This is a genomic window from uncultured Microbacterium sp. (assembly GCF_964244775.1).
Classification (GTDB): domain Bacteria; phylum Actinomycetota; class Actinomycetes; order Actinomycetales; family Microbacteriaceae; genus Microbacterium.
Map to the genome: position 1 here is coordinate 500945 of NZ_CAXTJR010000001.1, position 17703 is coordinate 518647.

At 68.7% G+C, this 17703-nt stretch carries 17 protein-coding genes; 10 read left to right on the forward strand and 7 right to left on the reverse strand.

Annotated elements, in window-relative coordinates:
- Position 1: 1 nt before the first annotated feature.
- The 3 genes from ACFE6Z_RS02390 to ACFE6Z_RS02400 form a co-directional block, all read right to left on the reverse strand.
- Positions 2-1105, reverse strand: coding sequence for a GNAT family N-acetyltransferase (locus ACFE6Z_RS02390; RefSeq protein ID WP_375384084.1), 1104 nt, complete (start codon positions 1103-1105; stop codon positions 2-4).
- Positions 1098-2183 carry a GNAT family N-acetyltransferase gene (locus ACFE6Z_RS02395; RefSeq protein WP_375384085.1) on the reverse strand — a complete coding sequence of 362 codons (1086 nt, stop codon included), beginning with the start codon at positions 2181-2183 and terminating at the stop codon, positions 1098-1100. The genes ACFE6Z_RS02390 and ACFE6Z_RS02395 overlap by 8 nt, the downstream gene beginning before the upstream one ends.
- 109 nt (positions 2184-2292) lie before the next feature.
- The gene (locus ACFE6Z_RS02400) at positions 2293-2559 is read right to left on the reverse strand and encodes a hypothetical protein (protein WP_375384086.1); all 267 of its coding nucleotides are present in this window, start codon (positions 2557-2559) and stop codon (positions 2293-2295) included.
- Positions 2560-3097: 538 nt separating this feature from the next.
- On the opposite strand from ACFE6Z_RS02400, the gene smc reads away from it, so the two are divergent.
- The 3 genes from smc to ACFE6Z_RS02415 all read left to right on the forward strand — a co-directional run bounded on the left by smc (position 3098) and on the right by ACFE6Z_RS02415 (position 8062).
- Positions 3098-6598, forward strand: coding sequence for a chromosome segregation protein SMC (gene smc, locus ACFE6Z_RS02405; RefSeq protein WP_375384087.1), 3501 nt, complete (start codon positions 3098-3100; stop codon positions 6596-6598).
- 10 nt (positions 6599-6608) lie between these two features.
- A complete protein-coding gene (gene ftsY, locus ACFE6Z_RS02410; RefSeq protein ID WP_375384088.1) occupies positions 6609-7481 on the forward strand; it encodes a signal recognition particle-docking protein FtsY in 873 nt (290 codons plus the stop codon).
- 80 nt (positions 7482-7561) lie between these two features.
- Positions 7562-8062, forward strand: a complete 501-nt coding sequence (locus ACFE6Z_RS02415; protein ID WP_375384089.1) for a DUF2004 domain-containing protein — start codon at positions 7562-7564, stop codon at positions 8060-8062.
- Between the two features lie 15 nt (positions 8063-8077).
- On the opposite strand, the gene lipA is transcribed toward ACFE6Z_RS02415, so the two are convergent.
- Both lipA and lipB read right to left on the reverse strand, forming a co-directional pair.
- Complete coding sequence (gene lipA / locus ACFE6Z_RS02420) at positions 8078-9070, reverse strand: lipoyl synthase (protein WP_375384090.1); 993 nt, start codon at positions 9068-9070, stop codon at positions 8078-8080.
- Positions 9067-9717: a lipoyl(octanoyl) transferase LipB gene (lipB, locus tag ACFE6Z_RS02425; protein WP_375384091.1), complete on the reverse strand. Its 651-nt coding sequence runs from the start codon at positions 9715-9717 to the stop codon at positions 9067-9069. Before lipB ends, lipA begins: the two co-directional genes overlap by 4 nt.
- Positions 9718-9799: 82 nt before the next feature.
- Here lipB and ACFE6Z_RS02430 point away from each other — a divergent pair, with 82 nt between their 5' ends.
- Positions 9800-10408, forward strand: a complete 609-nt coding sequence (locus ACFE6Z_RS02430; protein ID WP_375384092.1) for a TetR/AcrR family transcriptional regulator — start codon at positions 9800-9802, stop codon at positions 10406-10408.
- Between the two features lie 32 nt (positions 10409-10440).
- Complete coding sequence (ffh, locus tag ACFE6Z_RS02435; RefSeq protein WP_375384093.1) at positions 10441-12006, forward strand: signal recognition particle protein; 1566 nt, start codon at positions 10441-10443, stop codon at positions 12004-12006.
- A 3-nt stretch (positions 12007-12009) separates the two neighbouring features.
- On the opposite strand, the gene ACFE6Z_RS02440 is transcribed toward ffh, so the two are convergent.
- Both ACFE6Z_RS02440 and ACFE6Z_RS02445 read right to left on the reverse strand, forming a co-directional pair.
- Positions 12010-12741 (reverse strand): SGNH/GDSL hydrolase family protein, encoded by a 732-nt coding sequence (locus tag ACFE6Z_RS02440; protein WP_375384094.1) that lies wholly within the window; start codon positions 12739-12741, stop codon positions 12010-12012.
- A gap of 69 nt (positions 12742-12810) precedes the next feature.
- On the reverse strand, positions 12811-13974 hold the full coding sequence (locus tag ACFE6Z_RS02445; RefSeq protein ID WP_375384095.1) for a glutamate--cysteine ligase: 1164 nt from the start codon (positions 13972-13974) through the stop codon (positions 12811-12813).
- Between the two features lie 203 nt (positions 13975-14177).
- Here ACFE6Z_RS02445 and rpsP point away from each other — a divergent pair, with 203 nt between their 5' ends.
- The 5 genes from rpsP (at position 14178) to pyk (ending at position 17703) form a co-directional block, all read left to right on the forward strand.
- Positions 14178-14591 (forward strand): 30S ribosomal protein S16, encoded by a 414-nt coding sequence (gene rpsP, locus ACFE6Z_RS02450; protein ID WP_375384096.1) that lies wholly within the window; start codon positions 14178-14180, stop codon positions 14589-14591.
- Positions 14592-14596: 5 nt separating this feature from the next.
- Complete coding sequence (locus ACFE6Z_RS02455) at positions 14597-14827, forward strand: RNA-binding protein (RefSeq protein ID WP_375384097.1); 231 nt, start codon at positions 14597-14599, stop codon at positions 14825-14827.
- Entirely contained in the window at positions 14820-15458 is a 639-nt protein-coding gene (gene rimM, locus ACFE6Z_RS02460; RefSeq protein WP_375384098.1) for a ribosome maturation factor RimM, read from the forward strand. The genes ACFE6Z_RS02455 and rimM overlap by 8 nt, the downstream gene beginning before the upstream one ends.
- A gap of 1 nt (position 15459) precedes the next feature.
- On the forward strand, positions 15460-16155 hold the full coding sequence (gene trmD / locus ACFE6Z_RS02465) for a tRNA (guanosine(37)-N1)-methyltransferase TrmD (protein WP_375384099.1): 696 nt from the start codon (positions 15460-15462) through the stop codon (positions 16153-16155).
- A gap of 93 nt (positions 16156-16248) precedes the next feature.
- Positions 16249-17703, forward strand: coding sequence for a pyruvate kinase (pyk, locus tag ACFE6Z_RS02470; RefSeq protein ID WP_375384100.1), 1455 nt, complete (start codon positions 16249-16251; stop codon positions 17701-17703).

The following is a 17703-nucleotide window of genomic DNA, read 5'->3' on the forward strand; positions in this document are numbered from 1 at the left end:
GCTAGTCCAGCACCTTCTTCCAGGCGGCCGCGTACGAGGCCGCGGTGAATCCGATCGCTTCGTTGATGTCGAGCATCGGCCGGTTCTCCTCTGCGTTGAACGTCGAGACCCGCGGCGAGTCGGGCACCAGCTCGCGCCAGCGCAGGAGGTTCGCCGTCTTCACGAGCATCCCGAGACGATGCCCGCGATGCTCTGTGAGCACGAGCGTGCCGTACTGGTGGGTGGAACGCGAGTGATCAGAGCCGATCATGAGCTCATTGAAGGCGACGATGCGCCCGCTCGGAACGTGCTGCGCACACGCGACCGAGACGGTGTGGCCGCCCGCCAGGAGCCGAGCATCCCGTCGCTCTACGCGCGCCGCATCCCACGCCTCCTCCTCGAAGACCATGTCGCCGCTCGGCACATCGGTGGCCATGCGCGAGATCGCGTACGCGAACCCCTCGGCGTACTCGGCAGGTGTCGGCGTAGTCCACGTGACCAGCCGGTATCGGTCGCCTGCCACGCGAAGTGCGTCGCGCTGCATGCGCTGGACCAGATCGATCGGGCCGTGCAGGTCGAACGTGCTGTTGCGCTCGGTCTGCTCGAACGTGTACCCCGAATCGATCATGAACACCGTCTGGCGATCGTCCGCGGGAATCGTGCCGAAGCCGGTCGGCGGCCTCAGGCGCCGCCCTCCCTGGTCGCTGCGGTGCAGCGTCCAGGTCTGGATGATGTCGCGCGATCGCTCCCGCGCGACCTGCTCCGTCACCGCGAGCAGCGCCTCCTCCACGCCCTCTCCCCAATGATCGGGGTGCACGCACAGGTCGAACTCGGCGGTCGTGGTGCCCTCGTCGTTCGGGATCGTGAGTGTCACGGCGCCGATGTCGACGCCGTCGCGGCGGGCGATGTAGGCGAGGCGGGTCGCATCCGTCTGGTCGAGCCACAACGGCAGCTCTTCGGCCGGCTCCTGGTCGAAATGGTCGTGACCTGCGTCGTGACGGCAGAGCAGGTTGCCGAGATGGATGACGCTGCGGAAGTCGTCGGAGTACGGTCCATCCAGATCCGGCGGGATCCGCACCGGCACGATCGTGACCTCGACGCGTTGCCGCGCCCTCGTGTCAGGCATCGAGCACCTTCTTCCATGCGCCCTCGTAGGCGATCGGAACGAAGCCCATCGCCTCGTTGATGTCGAGCATCGGCCGATTCTCCTCCGCGTTGTAGGTGAGCACACGGGCGGACTCGGGCGCGAATTCGCGCCACGCCAACAGCGCAGCGCACTTGACCAGCAGGCCCAGTCGGTGGCCGCGATGCTCCTTCAGCACCAGCGTATCCTCCTGGTGCGTCGCCTCGGTGCGGTCGTTCCCGATCACCAGCTCGTTGAAGGCGCACAGTTCGCCCGTGGCGATGTGCCGAGCGGCGGTCACCTGGAGCGGCCGGCCGGCATCGAGGTAGATCGCCTCGTGGCGGCCCAGACGGGCGGCGTCCCACTCCTCCTCGTCGAACTCCATGGCGGCGGCGGGGGCGTCGGTGATCATGCGCGACTTCATCCAGGCATAGCCCGCCACGAATTCCGGGGGAGTGGGCAGGAACCACTGCACGACCTCGTAGTCCGCGGACGCGGCGACCGCCTGGGCGAGGAGTTCCTCCAGCCGCGGCACGGCGTCGCGCAGGTCCAGCGCGCTGTTGCGTTCGACCTGCTCGAGCGAATATCCGTGGTGCCGATAGAAGCGTGCGGCATGATCGTCGGGGATGCTGCCGAACCCGGTCGGCGGCGACAGGCGCGGGCCGGCGATGTCGGGGTGTGCGGCCCAGGACTGGAGCACGGTTCTGCCGTGCTCGCGGGCGACGCGCTCCACGAGGTCGTGCCCGGCGCTGCCGATTCCCTTGCCCCACGACGAGCGGAGCAGCTCGATGCGCCAGAACGCGACCTTCGAGCCCTCTTCGAGTGGGATGTCGACGACGGCGCGCCCGATCGCTTCGCCGTCGAGTAGGACGAGCCACAAGAGGCGGATCTCGTACTCGGTCGGCTGCATGGCGGGCAGAAGCTCCTCGGGAGTGATCCGCTCGTCGTCGTGCCCGTTGATCTCGAGGTAGACGAGGTTGCGCACGCGCACCATTTCGATGAAGTCGGCGGCGTCGGGTGAATCGATCGAGGCGGGGATGGGGATGAGCCGGAATTCGAGGTCTGTCGGCGGAGAGTACATGGGCGGTTCCTTCGGATGCGTCGATGGTGTCCGGAAAAGGGAATGGGTGCAGTTCTGCCGCGGTGCGGGTGACCCGGGATCGCCGAAGCGATCCCGGGTCACAGAGCGGTCATGCGCGGACATGCCGCAGCAGGTGCTCGCCGACGGAGCCGCGCTCGCGCTCCGCGCGTGCACGCTCGTTGGCGAGCACTCGGTACTGCTCGGCGTGGTCGGCGCTGCGATTCAGGCGCCGCTGACCGCGCAGGAGCAACCAGAGGCCGACCCGCAGCGAGAGCCGATCGACCAGTGACGGGCGCGGGCCGAGCCGGGGCGGATGGGACAGGATGTGCTGCCGTTCCTGGTCGGGCGACCGGACGGGAGCGAGGAGGTCGTTCATGATCTTCTCTTTCGAGTGGAAGCGATGTCGTCGGGAGTACCCGAACAGGCCGTCGGCCGGGCGCGGAATGCGCGAGGCGGACGGGATGCGCGCGGCGGGGCGATGAACGCGGTCGCGGTCGCTGAGGCCACCGGCAGGTGTCGCCGAGAAGGCGGAGCTCTCGCGGGGTGCGGTTACGCCGTCGCGGGTGCGAATGCGCGGAAGGAGGGGGTCACCCCACGGGCGACTCCTCCGAACGGAGTGTGGCGCGATGGCGCAGCGATCGCAGCAGTACCGGTGGGGGTGGCTGCACAGCTGGCGGCGTGGTTCATGTTGATCATGATGGGTGACCTCCTTTCGACTTCTGACGCGAAGAGTGACGCTAGCGCGCCCGGGATACGCGCGTCAAGCTGATTCCCAGAATCGGTGGAGAGCCGGGCGTGTCCCCGCACGGAACGCCGAGCGCGGTGCTGCGGGGCTGTCGGCCCGCCTGCCTCGTCGTGGGCAGGTTGTCGGGTAGCGTGAAACGCGCTATCCATCGGCCGGAAAGGGCGCGTTCATGCACCTGAAGAGCGTGACGCTCAAAGGGTTCAAGTCGTTCGCGCAGTCGACGACCTTCGCCTTCGAGCAGGGCGTGACCGCGATCGTCGGGCCGAACGGCTCCGGAAAGTCCAACGTCGTCGACGCGCTCGCGTGGGTGATGGGGGAGCAGGGAGCCAAGACCCTCCGCGGCGGGAAGATGGAAGACGTCATCTTCGCCGGTACGGCGACTCGAGGGCCGCTCGGCCGCGCCGAGGTGCAGCTGACGATCGACAATCACGACGGTGTTCTGCCGATCGAGTACTCCGAGGTGACGATCAGCCGCACCCTGTTCCGCAACGGCGCGAGCGAATACGCGATCAACGGATCGACCTGCCGCCTGCTGGATGTGCAGGAGCTGCTCAGCGACTCGGGTCTCGGTCGCGAGATGCACGTGATCGTCGGGCAGGGTCGCCTCGACAGCGTGCTGCAGGCGTCCCCCGAAGATCGGCGGGGGTTCATCGAGGAGGCCGCGGGCATCCTCAAGCACCGTCGCCGCAAGGAGAAGACGCTTCGCAAGCTCGACGCCATGGAGGCCAACCTCACGCGCCTGAGTGACTTGGCCGGCGAGTTGCGTCGCCAGCTGAAGCCTCTCGGCCGTCAGGCCGAGATCGCGCGCGAGGCCGCGACGATCGCTTCGGTCGTGCGCGACGCCAAAGCGCGGCTGTTCGCCGATGAGCTGCTCACCCTGCGCGCGGAGCTCGCCGGGCACGCCCGCAGCGAGCAGGAGCGTCACACCGAGCGGCTCGTGCTTCAGGATCAGGGCGAGAACGTGCGTGCACGCATCGCTCAGCTCGAGTCCGGGCAGCAGTCGATCGCCGTCGACGAGGCCCGCGGCGTAACCTTCGCGCTCGAGCGCGTGCAGGAGCGGCTCCGCTCGCTCTATTCCCTGACGGGGCAGCGGCTCGCGCTGCTCGGTGCGGACGACGACGCCGCGCTCGAGCATCCGACCGTTTCGCAGGCCACGATCGATGAGGCCCGCGCCGAGATCGATGAGATCTCGGACGGCCTGGGCGGAGCTCAGGATGCTGCAGCCTCCGCCGGCCGCGATGTCGTGCGCGCCCGCGCCGAGCTCGACGCGCTCGACGTGGACATCGCCGAGCAGAGTGCTCTGGTCTCTGAGCACGACATGCGCCTGACCTCCCTGCGCGGCGGCGCCGAAGCCGCCGCGTCCACCCTCGCCGCAGTGCGCGCGGGACTGGAGCGGCAGCGCGCCGCACTGGATGCGGCGACCGCCCGCAGAGCCGAGACCGAGCAGGTGCTCGCGGGCGTCGACCCGGATCTGGTTCCCGAGGACGGTTCGGCGGCGCACGCCGGCGCGTACGAGCAGGCGCAGCGCGCGGCCACTGAGGCCGAGACCCAGGTAGGCGCACTGCGCGAGCGGCTGCACGCCGCCGAGCGCGAGGCGGAGGCCTTGACCGCGCAGACCCGGGCACTCGGGCGCGCGCTCGAGATCCGTAACGCCGCGGCCGAGCTCGTCGCGCGGGGTGGCGCGGGGATCCTGGGCCTCATCGGCGACTCGGTCAAGGTGACCCCCGGGTTCGAAGCGGCGATCGCTGCCGCGCTCGGCCCCCTCGCCGAGGGCGTGCTGGTCGGCACCCGCGACGAGGCCTACGACCTCGCACGGGCGGCGCGCAGCGACGACCTGGGCGTCGTCGACATCGCGATCGCCGAAGCCGATACCGGGCCCGATCGCGCACCGGCCCTACCCGCGATTTCGGGCATCGTGGCGGCGACCGACGTCGTGCGCGCCCCCGACGGGATCCTCGCGATCCTGGCGGGCACGATGATCGCCGATGATCTGGATGCCGCTGCCGCCGCGGCACCTTCGCTCGCTGCGATCGCGACCTCATCGGCACGCGTGACGATCGTCACCCGTGCCGGTGAGGTCGTCACCGCGCACACCGTCCGCGCCGGTTCCGGCGGCGGCCGATCACGACTGGAACTCGCGGCGGAACGCGATGCCGCGACCGATCGCCTCGCCGAGGTCTCGGTGATCGTCGACACGTTGCGCGAAGCCCTCGCGGAGGGCGTGCGGGGCCTGGAAGATGCGCGACGCCACACCAAGGCGGCACTGGAGACCCTCCGTGCGCACGATGCGGCGCTGGCCGCGCACGCGGAGCACGTGAACCGCGCGACAGTCCGGCACGAGGCGGCCGTCGCCGAGTGCGATCGGCTCGCCGCCGGCGTGCGGCAGGCCGAGGCGGCGGTGGAGGATGCGGAAGCGGCGGCTCGCGTCGCCGGCGACAGGTACGCCGCGGCAGTCGAAGCGCCGCGGCCCATCCTCGACGCATCCGCCCGCGACGGCTTGCTCAGCGCGCTCGAGGTCGCGCGAGACGCCGAGATGCGCGCGCGACTGGATGTGGAGACGCTCAAGGAGCGGATGCGCGCGGGCGAAGCGCGTGTGACGGGACTCGTCCGCCAGCGCGAACGCGAACGATCGGCGGCCGAAGAGGCCGCGCGTCGCGCCGTGATCCGGCGGGCGCAGCGCGACATCGCGGCAGAGGTCGCCGCGCAGCTGCCGGCGCTCCTGGATTCGGCCGACCGTTCGGTGAGCCAGGCGAGGGTCGACCTCGCCACGGCGGAATCGGCCCGCACTGCGGTGACCGCTGAGCTCACCGACCTGCGCAGGAGCGAGGCATCCGTCCGCGAACGCCTCGCCGGCCTCACCGAGGTGGTGCACGGACTCGAGCTGAAGATCCACGAGAAGCGGCTGCACGCCTCGAGCCTGCTCGAACGCGTGCTCTCCGAGCTGAGCCTCGAGGAAGATATTCTGATCTCGGAATATGGTCCGGACGCTGAGGGATCCGAGAACTTCGATCGGGCCGCGCAGCGCAGGCGTCTGCAGGATGCGGAGCGCACGCTCGCTCAGCTCGGGCGGGTCAATCCGCTCGCGCTCGAGGAGTTCTCCGCCCTCGAGCAGCGACACAAGTTCCTGACCGAGCAGCTCGCCGATCTGACCCAGACGCGCAAAGACCTCATGACCATCATCGACGAGCTCGACGAACGGATGCAGGTCATCTTCCTCGCCGCGTTCGAAGACACCAGGATCGCGTTCGGCGAGGTGTTCCCGATCCTGTTCCCGGGCGGGACGGGCAGCATTTCGCTGACCGATCCCGATTCGCCCCTCACCACCGGGATCGAGGTGATGGTGCGCCCGGTCGGCAAGAAGATCGAGCGACTGTCGCTCCTGTCCGGAGGGGAGCGCTCGCTCGCGGCGGTCGCCCTGCTCACCGCGATCTTCAAGGCGCGTCCGAGCCCCTTCTACATCCTCGACGAGGTGGAGGCGGCACTCGACGACGCGAACCTCGGGCGCCTTCTGGGAGTGTTCGAGCAGCTGCGCGAGAGCAGCCAGCTGATCGTGATCACGCACCAGAAGCGCACGATGGAGATCGCCGATGCGCTCTACGGTGTCTCGATGAGACAGGACGGCGTCTCCGCGGTGGTCGGCCAGCGCGTCGGCGACCGCGTCGCCTCGTAAGCTTCTCGGCATGGCAGAAAGCTCCTGGTCGCTCGGCCGCGCGCTGCGCGGCGTCTTCGTCAAGCCGACGATCGATGAGACCACGTGGGACGACCTGGAGACCGCGCTGCTGACCGCCGACTTCGGCCCGGACATCACCGAGCGCATCGTCGACGAGTTGCATGAGAAGGTCGATCGGTACCGCACCACGGATCCGAAGGATCTGCAGCGGATGCTGCGCGAAACGCTCGAGGAGCACTTCGCGAAGTTCGACACGACGCTGCGGCTCACCGAGCGTCCCGCGGTCGTGCTCGTGGTCGGGGTGAACGGGGTCGGCAAGACCACGACGATCGGCAAGTTCGCGAAGTTCCTCCAGCGCTACGGGCGCTCGGTCGTGGTCGGCGCGGCCGACACCTTCCGCGCCGCCGCGGTGGACCAGCTGGCGACGTGGGCCGAGCGCGGGGGAGCCGCGATCGTGCGCCCTCAGCAGGAAGGCCAGGATCCGGCATCCGTCGCCTTCCAGACGATCGAGTACGCGAAGCGGACCGGCACCGAGATCGTGCTCGTCGACACCGCCGGCCGCCTGCACACCAAGGGCGGCCTGATGGACGAGCTGACGAAGATCCGTCGGGTGATCGAGAAGCAGGCGCCCATCAGCGAGGTGCTCCTGGTGCTGGACGCGACGACGGGTCAGAACGGTGTACTGCAGGCCCAGGCGTTCCTCGAGCACGCCGGGGTCACGGGCCTCGTGCTGACCAAACTCGACGGCTCGGCCAAGGGTGGGTTCGTGCTGGCAGTCCAGGAGAAGACCGGAATACCGGTCAAGCTGCTGGGGCAGGGCGAAGGGATCGGCGATCTGACCGGTTTCACGCCGCACGTGTTCGCCGCGTCGCTGGTGGAGTGATTCTTCCGCTCTCAGGAAAACAATGCCGGACACGCGCATCCGCACTACCGTCCGGGGCGCCGCGCTGGTTTCATGGGGAGATGGCGATCGAACACGACTTCTTCGGGCTCTTGGAGTCCGGACCTGACGGATCGATCTTCTGGTCGGAGAACGTCGAATTCGGAGACCAGACGGTCACCGTCGACCTGACCGCGCCCGATCAGGACGACGTGTCGCAGGCAGCCCTCGATGTCGCCGCGGCCATGGTGTCATCGATCGAGGCGATCGACCTCGCTGCGCGCAACGCAATGGTCTCGGAGCTGGATGACCGCGCGAGCGAGGTGACCGAATACACCCTGCAGCAGCAGGAGGCGCTCGGCGACCAGATCGAGGAGCTGCTCGTCGACATCTCCGGAGACACGCCGATCGACATCATCCGCTCGCTGCAGTTGATGAGCATGACGATCCTGGCCGATGAGCACGGCGGCTCAGACCCGTTCGCGGTGCTCGAGTATGCCCTCGACCCCGACGCCACCGACGACGTGCTGCTGGTCAACCTCAGCTCCGAGGGCGAAGTCCAATCGGTCACCAGCGCCGATTAGTCGTCCCTCGCTGACTCACACCGCCTGGGCGAAGCCGAGGTCGGCCGCCTCGGCGATGTGGGCGAGGTGCGGCGGGATCTCGCGGCCCTTCGAGATCATCGACTGCGCCCAGAGCCGCCCCGCGCGGTACGACGAGCGGACGAGCGGGCCCGCCAGCACTCCGAGGAATCCGATCCGCTCGGCTTCCTCCTTGAACTCTACGAACTCCTGCGGCCTGACCCAGCGGGCCACCGGGAGGTGCCGCGGGGTGGGGCGGAGGTACTGGGTGATCGTGATGATGTCGGTGCCCGCGTCGTGGAGATCCTGCAGCGCCTGCACCACTTCCTCGGGCTCTTCGCCCATCCCGAGGATGAGGTTGGACTTCGTGATGAGGCCGAAATCGCGCGCCTGGGTGAGGACGTCCAGAGAGCGCTCGTAACGGAACGCCGGACGGATGCGCTTGAAGATCCGCGGAACGGTCTCGACGTTGTGCGCGAACACCTCCGGGCGAGACTCGAAGACCTCGCCCAGCAGCGCGGGATTGCCCGAGAAGTCGGTGGCGAGGATCTCGACCCCGGTGCCGGGATTGTCTGCGTGGATCCGGCGCACTGTCTCGGCGTGCAGCCACGCGCCCTCGTCCGGAAGGTCGTCGCGCGCCACCCCGGTGACCGTGGCGTACCGGAGGCGCATCTGCCGTACGCTCTCGGCGACGCGCCGCGGCTCATCGGTGTCGTAGTCGGCCGGCTTGCCGGTGTCGATCTGGCAGAAGTCGCAGCGACGGGTGCACTGCGAGCCGCCGATCAGGAACGTGGCCTCGCGGTCTTCCCAGCACTCGAAGATGTTGGGGCATCCGGCTTCCTGGCAGACCGTGTGCAGACCTTCGTCTTTCACCAGGTGCTGCAGGGCGGTGTATTCCGGTCCCATGCGGGCGGTGGTCTTGATCCATTCCGGTTTGCGCTCGATCGGCGTCTCGGCGTTGCGGACCTCGAGCCGCAGGAGCTTGCGCCCGTCCGGTCCCGACGCGCTCATGCTCGTGCTCCTTCGTACTCCGCGGCGTACTCGGCGCGGAACGTGCCGGTCACCGTGTCGAGGATGTCGGCCGGCGCGATGTCGGCGCCGACGATCTCGCTGACGGTCGTGACCCCGGCATCCGTGATCCCGCACGGGATGATGCCGCGGAAGCCCGCGAGCGAGTTGTCGCAGTTGATCGCGAACCCGTGCATCGTCACGCCCTTTTCGACGCGGACCCCGATCGCAGCGACCTTGTCCTCTGACAGGGGGCGGCGGACCCAGACGCCGCTGCGCCCTGCGACCTGGTAACCCTCGACGCCGTGCGTGCGGAGGGCGTCGATGAGCAGTCGCTCCAGGCGACGGACGTGGGCGACGACGTCCATCGGCTCGGGCAGCCGGACGATCGGGTATCCCACCAGCTGGCCCGGGCCGTGCCAGGTGATCTTGCCGCCCCGATCGACGTCGATGACCGGGGTGCCGTCGGTGGGCCGCTCCTGCGGCTCGGTGCGCTTGCCCGCCGTGTACACCGCCTCGTGCTCGAGCACGATGAGCGTGTCGGGTCGCGCACCGGCGACGACTTCGGCATGGACGCGTCGCTGCAGCGCCCAGCCGTCGTGATAGGCGATGTACGCCGGTGCCAGCCCGGCGTTCAGGATCTCGAGCACGTCCGCTCCTCGCTCGTGGCGTTATTGGATCGCGTCCAACAATACGCGTCACTCGGGCTGTCGCGCCCCCTACCCTGGAGGCATGAGCTCCGAGCCGCGGACCGGCAGGCCCCGCGCATCGTCGCGCGAGGTGCTCGCCGAGGCCGCGTGCGAACTCTTCCTGGAGCGCGGCTACGACGCGACGTCGATCGCCGACATCACCTCGCGCGCCGGCGTGAGCCGTTCGAGCTTCTTCAACTACTTTTCCTCGAAGGGCGATGTGCTCTGGGCCGCCCTCGACGAGCGCATCGCCGCCCTCCGCACACGCCTGCACTCGGACGAGGGACCGGATGCTGCGACCACCGTGCGCGCCGCGGTCGCCGAGATCGCCGACGACTTCGAGCCGGAAAGCCTCGCGCTGGCGATGGCGAACTCCGCCGCGATGGGAATCGAGGACGAGCTGGAACGCGAGTCCGCTCTCCGACGAGCCAGGATCGCGCGCGCGGTCGCCGATCGGCTGCGCCGCGGAGGCGAGGATGCCCTGCGGGCCGAGGTGCTCGCCGCGGCCTACGGCGGTGCGGTGCTGGCGTCCGTGGAACTGTGGGCCGACGAAGGCCCGGGGCGCAGGGCGCTCGGGAGTGTGCTGGATCGAGCGCTGACGGTCGTGGCAACACTTCCAGCCGCCGCGGTGCTTCCGGCCGCCGCATCCTGATCCACGATCCCGTCGCGTAAACTTGGCGGATCATGGCGACTTTCGGCACTCTCTCCGACCGACTCACCGAGACCTTCCGCAACCTTCGCAAGAAGGGTCAGCTCACGCCGGCCGACATCGACGGAACCGTCCGCGAGATCCGGCGCGCACTGCTGGACGCCGACGTGGCCCTGCCCGTCGTCAAGGAGTTCACCGCGAAGGTGCGTGAGCGCGCTCTCGGCGATGAGGTCAACCGTGCGCTGAACCCCGCGCAGCAGGTCGTTCAGATCGTCAACGAAGAGCTCGTCGCGATCCTCGGCGGACAGCAGCGGCGCCTGCAGTTAGCGAAGAACCCGCCGACGGTGATCATGCTCGCCGGCCTCCAGGGATCCGGAAAGACGACGTTCGCCGGCAAGCTCGCGAAGCTCCTCGAGAAGGAGGGGCACACGCCACTTCTCGTCGCCGCTGACCTGCAGCGTCCGAATGCGGTGAATCAGCTCCAGGTGGTCGCCGCGCAGGCAGGCGCCGCCGTCTACGCGCCCGAACCCGGCAACGGCGTCGGAAACCCCGTGCAGGTCGCGCGCGACGGTGTCGAGGTTGCACGCCGTCAGCAGCACGACGTCGTCATCATCGACACCGCCGGCCGCCTGGGTGTCGACGCCGAGCTCATGAAGCAGGCATCCGACATCCGCAAGGCGACCGATCCGGACGAGGTCTTGTTCGTCATCGACGCGATGATCGGTCAGGATGCCGTCAACACCGCCAAGGCGTTCCAGGACGGCGTCGATTTCACCGGCGTGGTCCTCTCGAAGCTCGACGGCGATGCCCGAGGCGGTGCCGCACTGTCGGTGGCTTCGATCACTGGACGACCGATCATCTACGCCTCCACAGGTGAAGGGCTCGACGATCTCGAGCCGTTCCACCCCGACCGCATGGCCTCACGCATCCTCGATCTCGGCGACATCCTGACCCTGATCGAGCAGGCGCAGAACGCGTTCGACGAGGCCGAGGCGCTCAAGGTCGCCGAAAAGCTCGCGAGCGACAGCTTCACCCTCGAGGACTTCCTCGAGCAGATGCAGCAGATGAAGAAGATGGGCTCGATGAAGAAGATGCTCGGCATGCTGCCGGGCATGGGCCAGATGAAGCAGCAGCTCGACGACTTCGACGAGAAGGAGATCGACCGCACCGAGGCGATCATCCGCTCGATGACGCTGGGGGAGCGGCGCAATCCGAAGATCCTCAACGGTTCTCGTCGCCTGCGCATCGCCCGCGGCTCGGGGATGACCGTCACGGATGTCAATGCGCTCGTGAACCGATTCGACCAAGCCGCCAAGATGATGAAGACCGTCGCGCGCGGGGGCGTTCCCCAGATCCCCGGAATGGGCCCGGTACCCGGTGCCGGGCGACCCGGCGCATCCTCCAAGCGGGGCAAGCAGCAGAAAGCCCGCGCCGTGTCGCGGTCGGGTAACCCCGCCAAGCGCGCAGCGGAGGCCGCCGGAGCCGCGAACGCTGCGCCGGCGGCACCCACCGGCTCGGGCTTCGGGCTCGGAACGGGAGCGAAGGGTGCGCCGACCGCCGCCGACATCGCCGAGCTGCAGAAGCTGCTCGGGAACGGCTGATCGTTAGACGAAAATGCCCGCGCCGGCCAATGCCGACGTGATCGCATCCAGCAGCACCTGCTGACCGGCGGCGGTGGGGTGCTCGTCGTCGAACTGCATGAGCCCCTCCCCGTTCTGCAGCGGCTGACCGATGTCGACGAAGGTGCCGCCGACCGCCTCCACCGCGGTCTGCAGCGCGATCGAGCTCGACGCGACCTCGTCCGGTTCGTCGTACGGCTGGTTCCACAGCGTGCTGATCCCGATGATGCTGGTGTGCGGTAGTGCGGTGCGAAGGGCCACCACGATAGACATGGCCGCGTCGTCGAGGCTTTCATCGCTCTCGCCGTCGTCGTTGTCGGAGGACTGCAGGATCACCACGGTGGGAGACGCCGCGATCGCGGCGTCGATCAGGCCCGAGTAATCGGTGCCGCAGTCGCCCTCGGCGATGAACCCCGCACCGCTGCACGCGAGGTTCGTGACCGAGGCGCCGGTGCGGGCGGCCATGAGCGAAGGCCAGTCGTCGCCGGTGTCCAGGCCGTAGCCCGCCATGATCGAGTCGCCGATCGTGACGATCACGGGTGCGTCGAGGGTCGGCGGCGCGGTCTGGTCAGGATCCGGAGTGCGCTCGGGCGCAGCCGGGAGCGGTGTCGCCGACGGGGTCGAGTCCGCGGCGGGCATCATGGCCGCGCATCCGCTGCTCGCCATGAGTGCCACGAGCAGGAGCGCGACGGCTGCTCGCGACCGGAGGGAAGACACGCGTCCACGGTACGCACACTGGCTGGGTGGATTCCTGGTGGGATCGCGGCCCTGGCTGTGCGCGGGTCGTCAGTGTCTCAGTGCAGCGAGGTGATCGCGCAGCGTCGGACCCGCGCGGAACTCTCGGATCAGGTGCTGCACCACCTCACGCAGGTCGCCGCCGGCGGCGTCCGCGACCAGGACCTGACGCGTGGAACTCGCCCCCTGGGTCAGGATCGACTCCAGACCGGCGAACTCGCGCGCGCACCTGAGGTCGACGGCGACATCGCCGAGCCGCTCGACGAGGTCGCGGAGGTGACGGGTCACCTCCACCTGGGTGCCGTCGCTGTCGACGATCACCCGGGCGTCCAGCCCGTATCGGGCCGAGCGCCACTTGTTCTCGCGCACGAACCACGGCTGGATGGTCGGCAGCTCGCGCCCGGCATCCAACTCGCGTGAGAAGTGCTCCACGAGCACCTGCACGAGCGAGGCCACCGCGGCCAGTTCGGGCAGCGTCGACATGCCGTCGCACGCGCGCACCTCGATCGTGCCCCACCGAGGAGCGGGGCGGATGTCCCAGCGCACCTCGGTGGCGTCGGCCATCACGCCGGTGCGCTCCATGTCGTGGAGGTAGTCCTCGTACTGCGACCAATTCTCCAGCGGCCATGGGAGCCCCGCGGTGGGGAGCTGCTGGAACACGAGGGAACGATTCGAGGCGTACCCGGTGCGCTCGCCCGCCCAGAACGGGCTGGAGGCCGACAGTGCCTGCAGGTGGGGCAGGTAGACGGAGAGGGCGTTGATGATCGGGAAGACCTTGTTGACGTCTTCGACGCCGACGTGCACGTGGATGCCCCAGATCATCATGTTCCGGCCCCACCACTGGGTGCGCTCGATGAGGGTGTGGTACCGCGTCTTGTCGGTCACCTGCTGGTCGTACCACTGTGCGAAGGGGTGGCTGCCGGCGCACAGCAGCTCGATCTGCATCGGGTCGGTGACTGCCCGGACGGCGGCGATGGCATCCGCGATGTCTTCGACCGCGGCCTCGACCGTGTCACCGATTCCGCTCGTCACCTCGACGGTGTTGGTCAGTAGCTCACCGGTGACGGTGAAGCGCTCCAGCGCGGTCGAATCCTCGAGGGCATCGATCACCTCGGGCCCGCGGGGGACGAGGTCGCCCGTCTCGCCGTCGGCGAGCATGAGTTCCCACTCGATACCCACCGATGAGCGGGCGGATGTCGCAAACGGCACCGTCATCGGCCCAGTCTGGCACGCGACATCCGATCCGCCCCGCACGCGGCAGTGTTCGTGAAACGGTGTGTCATGTGGGAGAATGGGGGGTCGGACGTGGTGCTCGACCCTCTATCCAGCACCGCTGTCCTCCTCTGAGCTTCCGCCGGGTGTGCACCCCACTCTCCCGGACGACCGGTTCCTTCCTCATCACACCATTCAGGAGAATTGTGGCTGTCAAGATCCGTCTCAAGCGCCTCGGCAAGATCCGTGCGCCCTACTACCGCATCGTCGTGGCCGACTCGCGCACCAAGCGCGACGGTCGCGTGATCGAAGAGATCGGCAAGTATCACCCCACCGAGGAGCCCTCGTTCATCGAGGTCGACTCCGAGCGCGCGCAGTACTGGCTGTCGGTCGGCGCGCAGCCGACCGAGCAGGTCGCGGCGCTGCTGAAGCTCACGGGCGACTGGGGCAAGTTCAAGGGTGACGCCAACGCGGTCTCGACCGTCAAGGTGCGCGCGCCGAAGGCTCCGTTCGAGATCGACTCCGCCAAGAAGTCGGTCCTCCAGCCCAAGGCCGAGAAGACGTCGGCGAAGGTCGAGGCTCCGGCCGACGACACCGCTGACGCGACCGACGCAGAGTAGTCGTCGTGCTGTCCGCCGCGCTCGAGCACGTCGTCAAGGGGATCGTCGATCACCCGGACGACGTGACCATCCGCGCCTCCTCGTCGCCGCGCGGCGACGTCCTGGAGGTGCGTGTGCACCCCGATGACCGGGGTCGCGTCATCGGGCGCGGCGGTCGCACGGCCAAGGCTCTGCGCACGCTCATCTCGGCCCTCGCCGATGGTCGGCGCGTCCGCGTCGACGTCGCCGATGACTGACGTGGCGACATCCGAAGAACCCGTCCAGGCAGACAAGACCCCCCGCGCGCAGCTGCGCGTCGGCAGGCTGGTCAAGGCCCACGGGCTCAAGGGCGCCCTCAAGCTGGAGCTGTTCACCGACGATCCCGACGGCAGATTCGTGCCGGGAGCGACGTTCACGCTGCAGGTGCCCGAGGCATCGCCTTGGCACGGCAAACCGCTCACGGTGCGCGAGTTCCGCTGGATGAACAGCCACCCCGTTGCGTTCTTCGAGGGCGTCGAGGATCGTGACGTCGCCGAGAGCCTCGTCAAAGCGATCCTCTGGATCGACGAGGACGACGACGCCGCTGTGGCCGAGGACGACGCCTGGTACGACCATCAACTCGTCGGGCTCGATGTGGTGCGGGACGGGCTCGTGGCGGGCCGCGTGATCCGCGTCGATCACTTCCCCGCCCAAGACCTGCTCATCGTGCGGACCCCCGGTGGGGCCGACGGTGAGGCGGAAGTGCTCGTCCCGTTCGTGAAGGCGATCGTGCCGGTGGTCGATATCGCCGGCGGCCGAGTGATCGTCACGCCTCCGCCCGGACTGTTCGAAGAGCTCCCCGACGATGCGGAGCCCGAGCCGACCGAGGACGACTCCGCGAAGGACTGACGTGCGCATCGATGTCGTGACGATCTTCCCGTCATTCTTCGACGTCCTCGAGGTGTCGCTGCTGGGTCGGGCGCGGGAGCGAGGCCTGCTCGACGTGCGGGTGCACGACCTGCGCGACTGGGCGCATGATCGTCATCGCACGGTCGATGACACCCCGTACGGCGGAGGCGCCGGCATGGTGATGAAGCCCGAGCCGTGGGGCGAGGCGCTCGAGGCGATCGCCGCCGATGCTCCGGCAGACCAACCGCCGATCTTCATCTTCCCGTCGCCGGCGGGCGAACTGTTCACGCAGGCGGCCGCGCGCGAGATGTCCGAGGCATCGCATCTGGTCTTCGGATGCGGTCGCTACGAGGGCATCGACGAGCGCGTGTTCACGCACGCGGCGTCACTGGGTGAGGTACGTCTCCTGAGTCTCGGCGATTACGTGCTCAATGGCGGCGAGGTCGCGGCGATGGCGATGATCGAGGCGGTCGGGCGTCTCGTTCCGGGCGTCGTCGGCAACCCGGCGAGCCTCGTCGAGGAGTCGCACGAAGACGGGCTGCTGGAGTACCCCTCGTACACGAAGCCGGCGCAGTGGCGTGGGCAGGACGTGCCACCCGTGCTGCTGAGCGGCAACCACGGCGCGATCGCAGGCTGGCGGCGGGAACAGCAGGTGGAGCGCACGAGGACGCGACGCCCGGATCTCCTCGGGCAATAGCGACTCGCGCGACACGATTCGTCACGACTCGTTCACCTGGGGGTGTCCTCGCTCCGCGATGATCGGCAGCATCCCGCCACGACAGGAGTCTCGATGCGCCGTGCCAAGATCGTCGCCACCCTCGGCCCGTCCTCGTCTTCCTACGAGGCGATCGAGGGCCTCATGCGCGCGGGGATGGATGTCGCGAGACTCAACCTCAGTCACGGCACGCACTCAGACCACGAGAGCGCCTATCACCACGTCCGCCGTGCCGGGGATGCCACAGGCCACGCCGTGGGCGTCCTCGCCGACCTGCAGGGTCCGAAGATCCGCTTCGGCCGGTTCGCCGACGGCCCGCACCTCCTCGCCAAGGGCGATGTCTTCACGATTACGACGGAGGACGTGCAGGGCACCCGCGAGCTGGTCGGCACGACCTTCGCCGGCCTCCCCGCCGAGGTCGAGCCGGGCGATGCGATCCTCGTCGACGACGGCAGAGTCCGGCTGCGCGTGCTCGACACCGACGGCACCCGCGTGCGGACCGAAGTGGTCGTCGGCGGGGCGGTGTCCAACAACAAGGGCATGAACCTGCCCGACCGCGCCCTGAGCGTCGCGGCGCTGAGCCCCAAAGACGAGGCCGACCTGCGCTGGGCGCTGCGTCTGGGCGTCGACCTCGTCGCCCTCTCGTTCGTGCGGTCGGCGGAGGATGTCGTGCCGGTGCACCGGATCATGGCCGAAGAGGGCCGACGCGTCCCGGTCATCGCGAAGGTCGAGAAGCCGCAGGCGGTCGACGCGCTCCACGAGATCATCGACGCGTTCGACGGCGTCATGGTCGCCCGGGGAGATCTCGGCGTCGAGATGCCGCTCGAGGAGGTGCCGATCGTGCAGAAGCGTGCGGTCGAGGAGTTGCGGCGCTGGGCCAAGCCCGTGATCGTCGCGACGCAGATGCTGGAGTCGATGATCACCGCCGCGGTGCCGACGCGCGCCGAGACGTCGGATGTCGCCAACGCCGTACTCGATGGCGCGGATGCCGTGATGCTTTCGGGCGAGACCGGCGTGGGTCATGATCCGATCGCCGTCGTCAGGACGATGGCGAGGATCATCGAGTCGACGGAGGATCACGGCCTCGACCGCATCGCGCCGCTCGGCACGCGGCCGAAGACCCAGGGCGGCGCATTGACGCTCGCTGCCGCGAAGATCGCCGACTTCGTCGATGCGAAGTATGTGTGCGTGTTCAGTCAGTCCGGCGACTCGTCGCGGCGGATGTCGCGGCTGCGCCACCGCGTGCCGATCCTCGCGTTCACCGATCTCGCCGAGACGCGCTCCAAGATGGCGCTCACCTGGGGTGTCGAGACGTTCCTCGTTCCGCGCGTGGGCACCACCGACGCGCTCATGCGGATCGTGGACGAAGTTCTGCTCGGCAACGGCCGTGCCGTCACGGGCGATGTCGTCGTCGTCACGGCCGGGGCGCCTCCGGGGATCGAAGGCTCGACCAACAACGTCCACGTCCATCGCATCGGCGAGAGCGTCGTGATCGGAAGCGCGCAGGAGCACCCCGCCTCGCAGGACTGA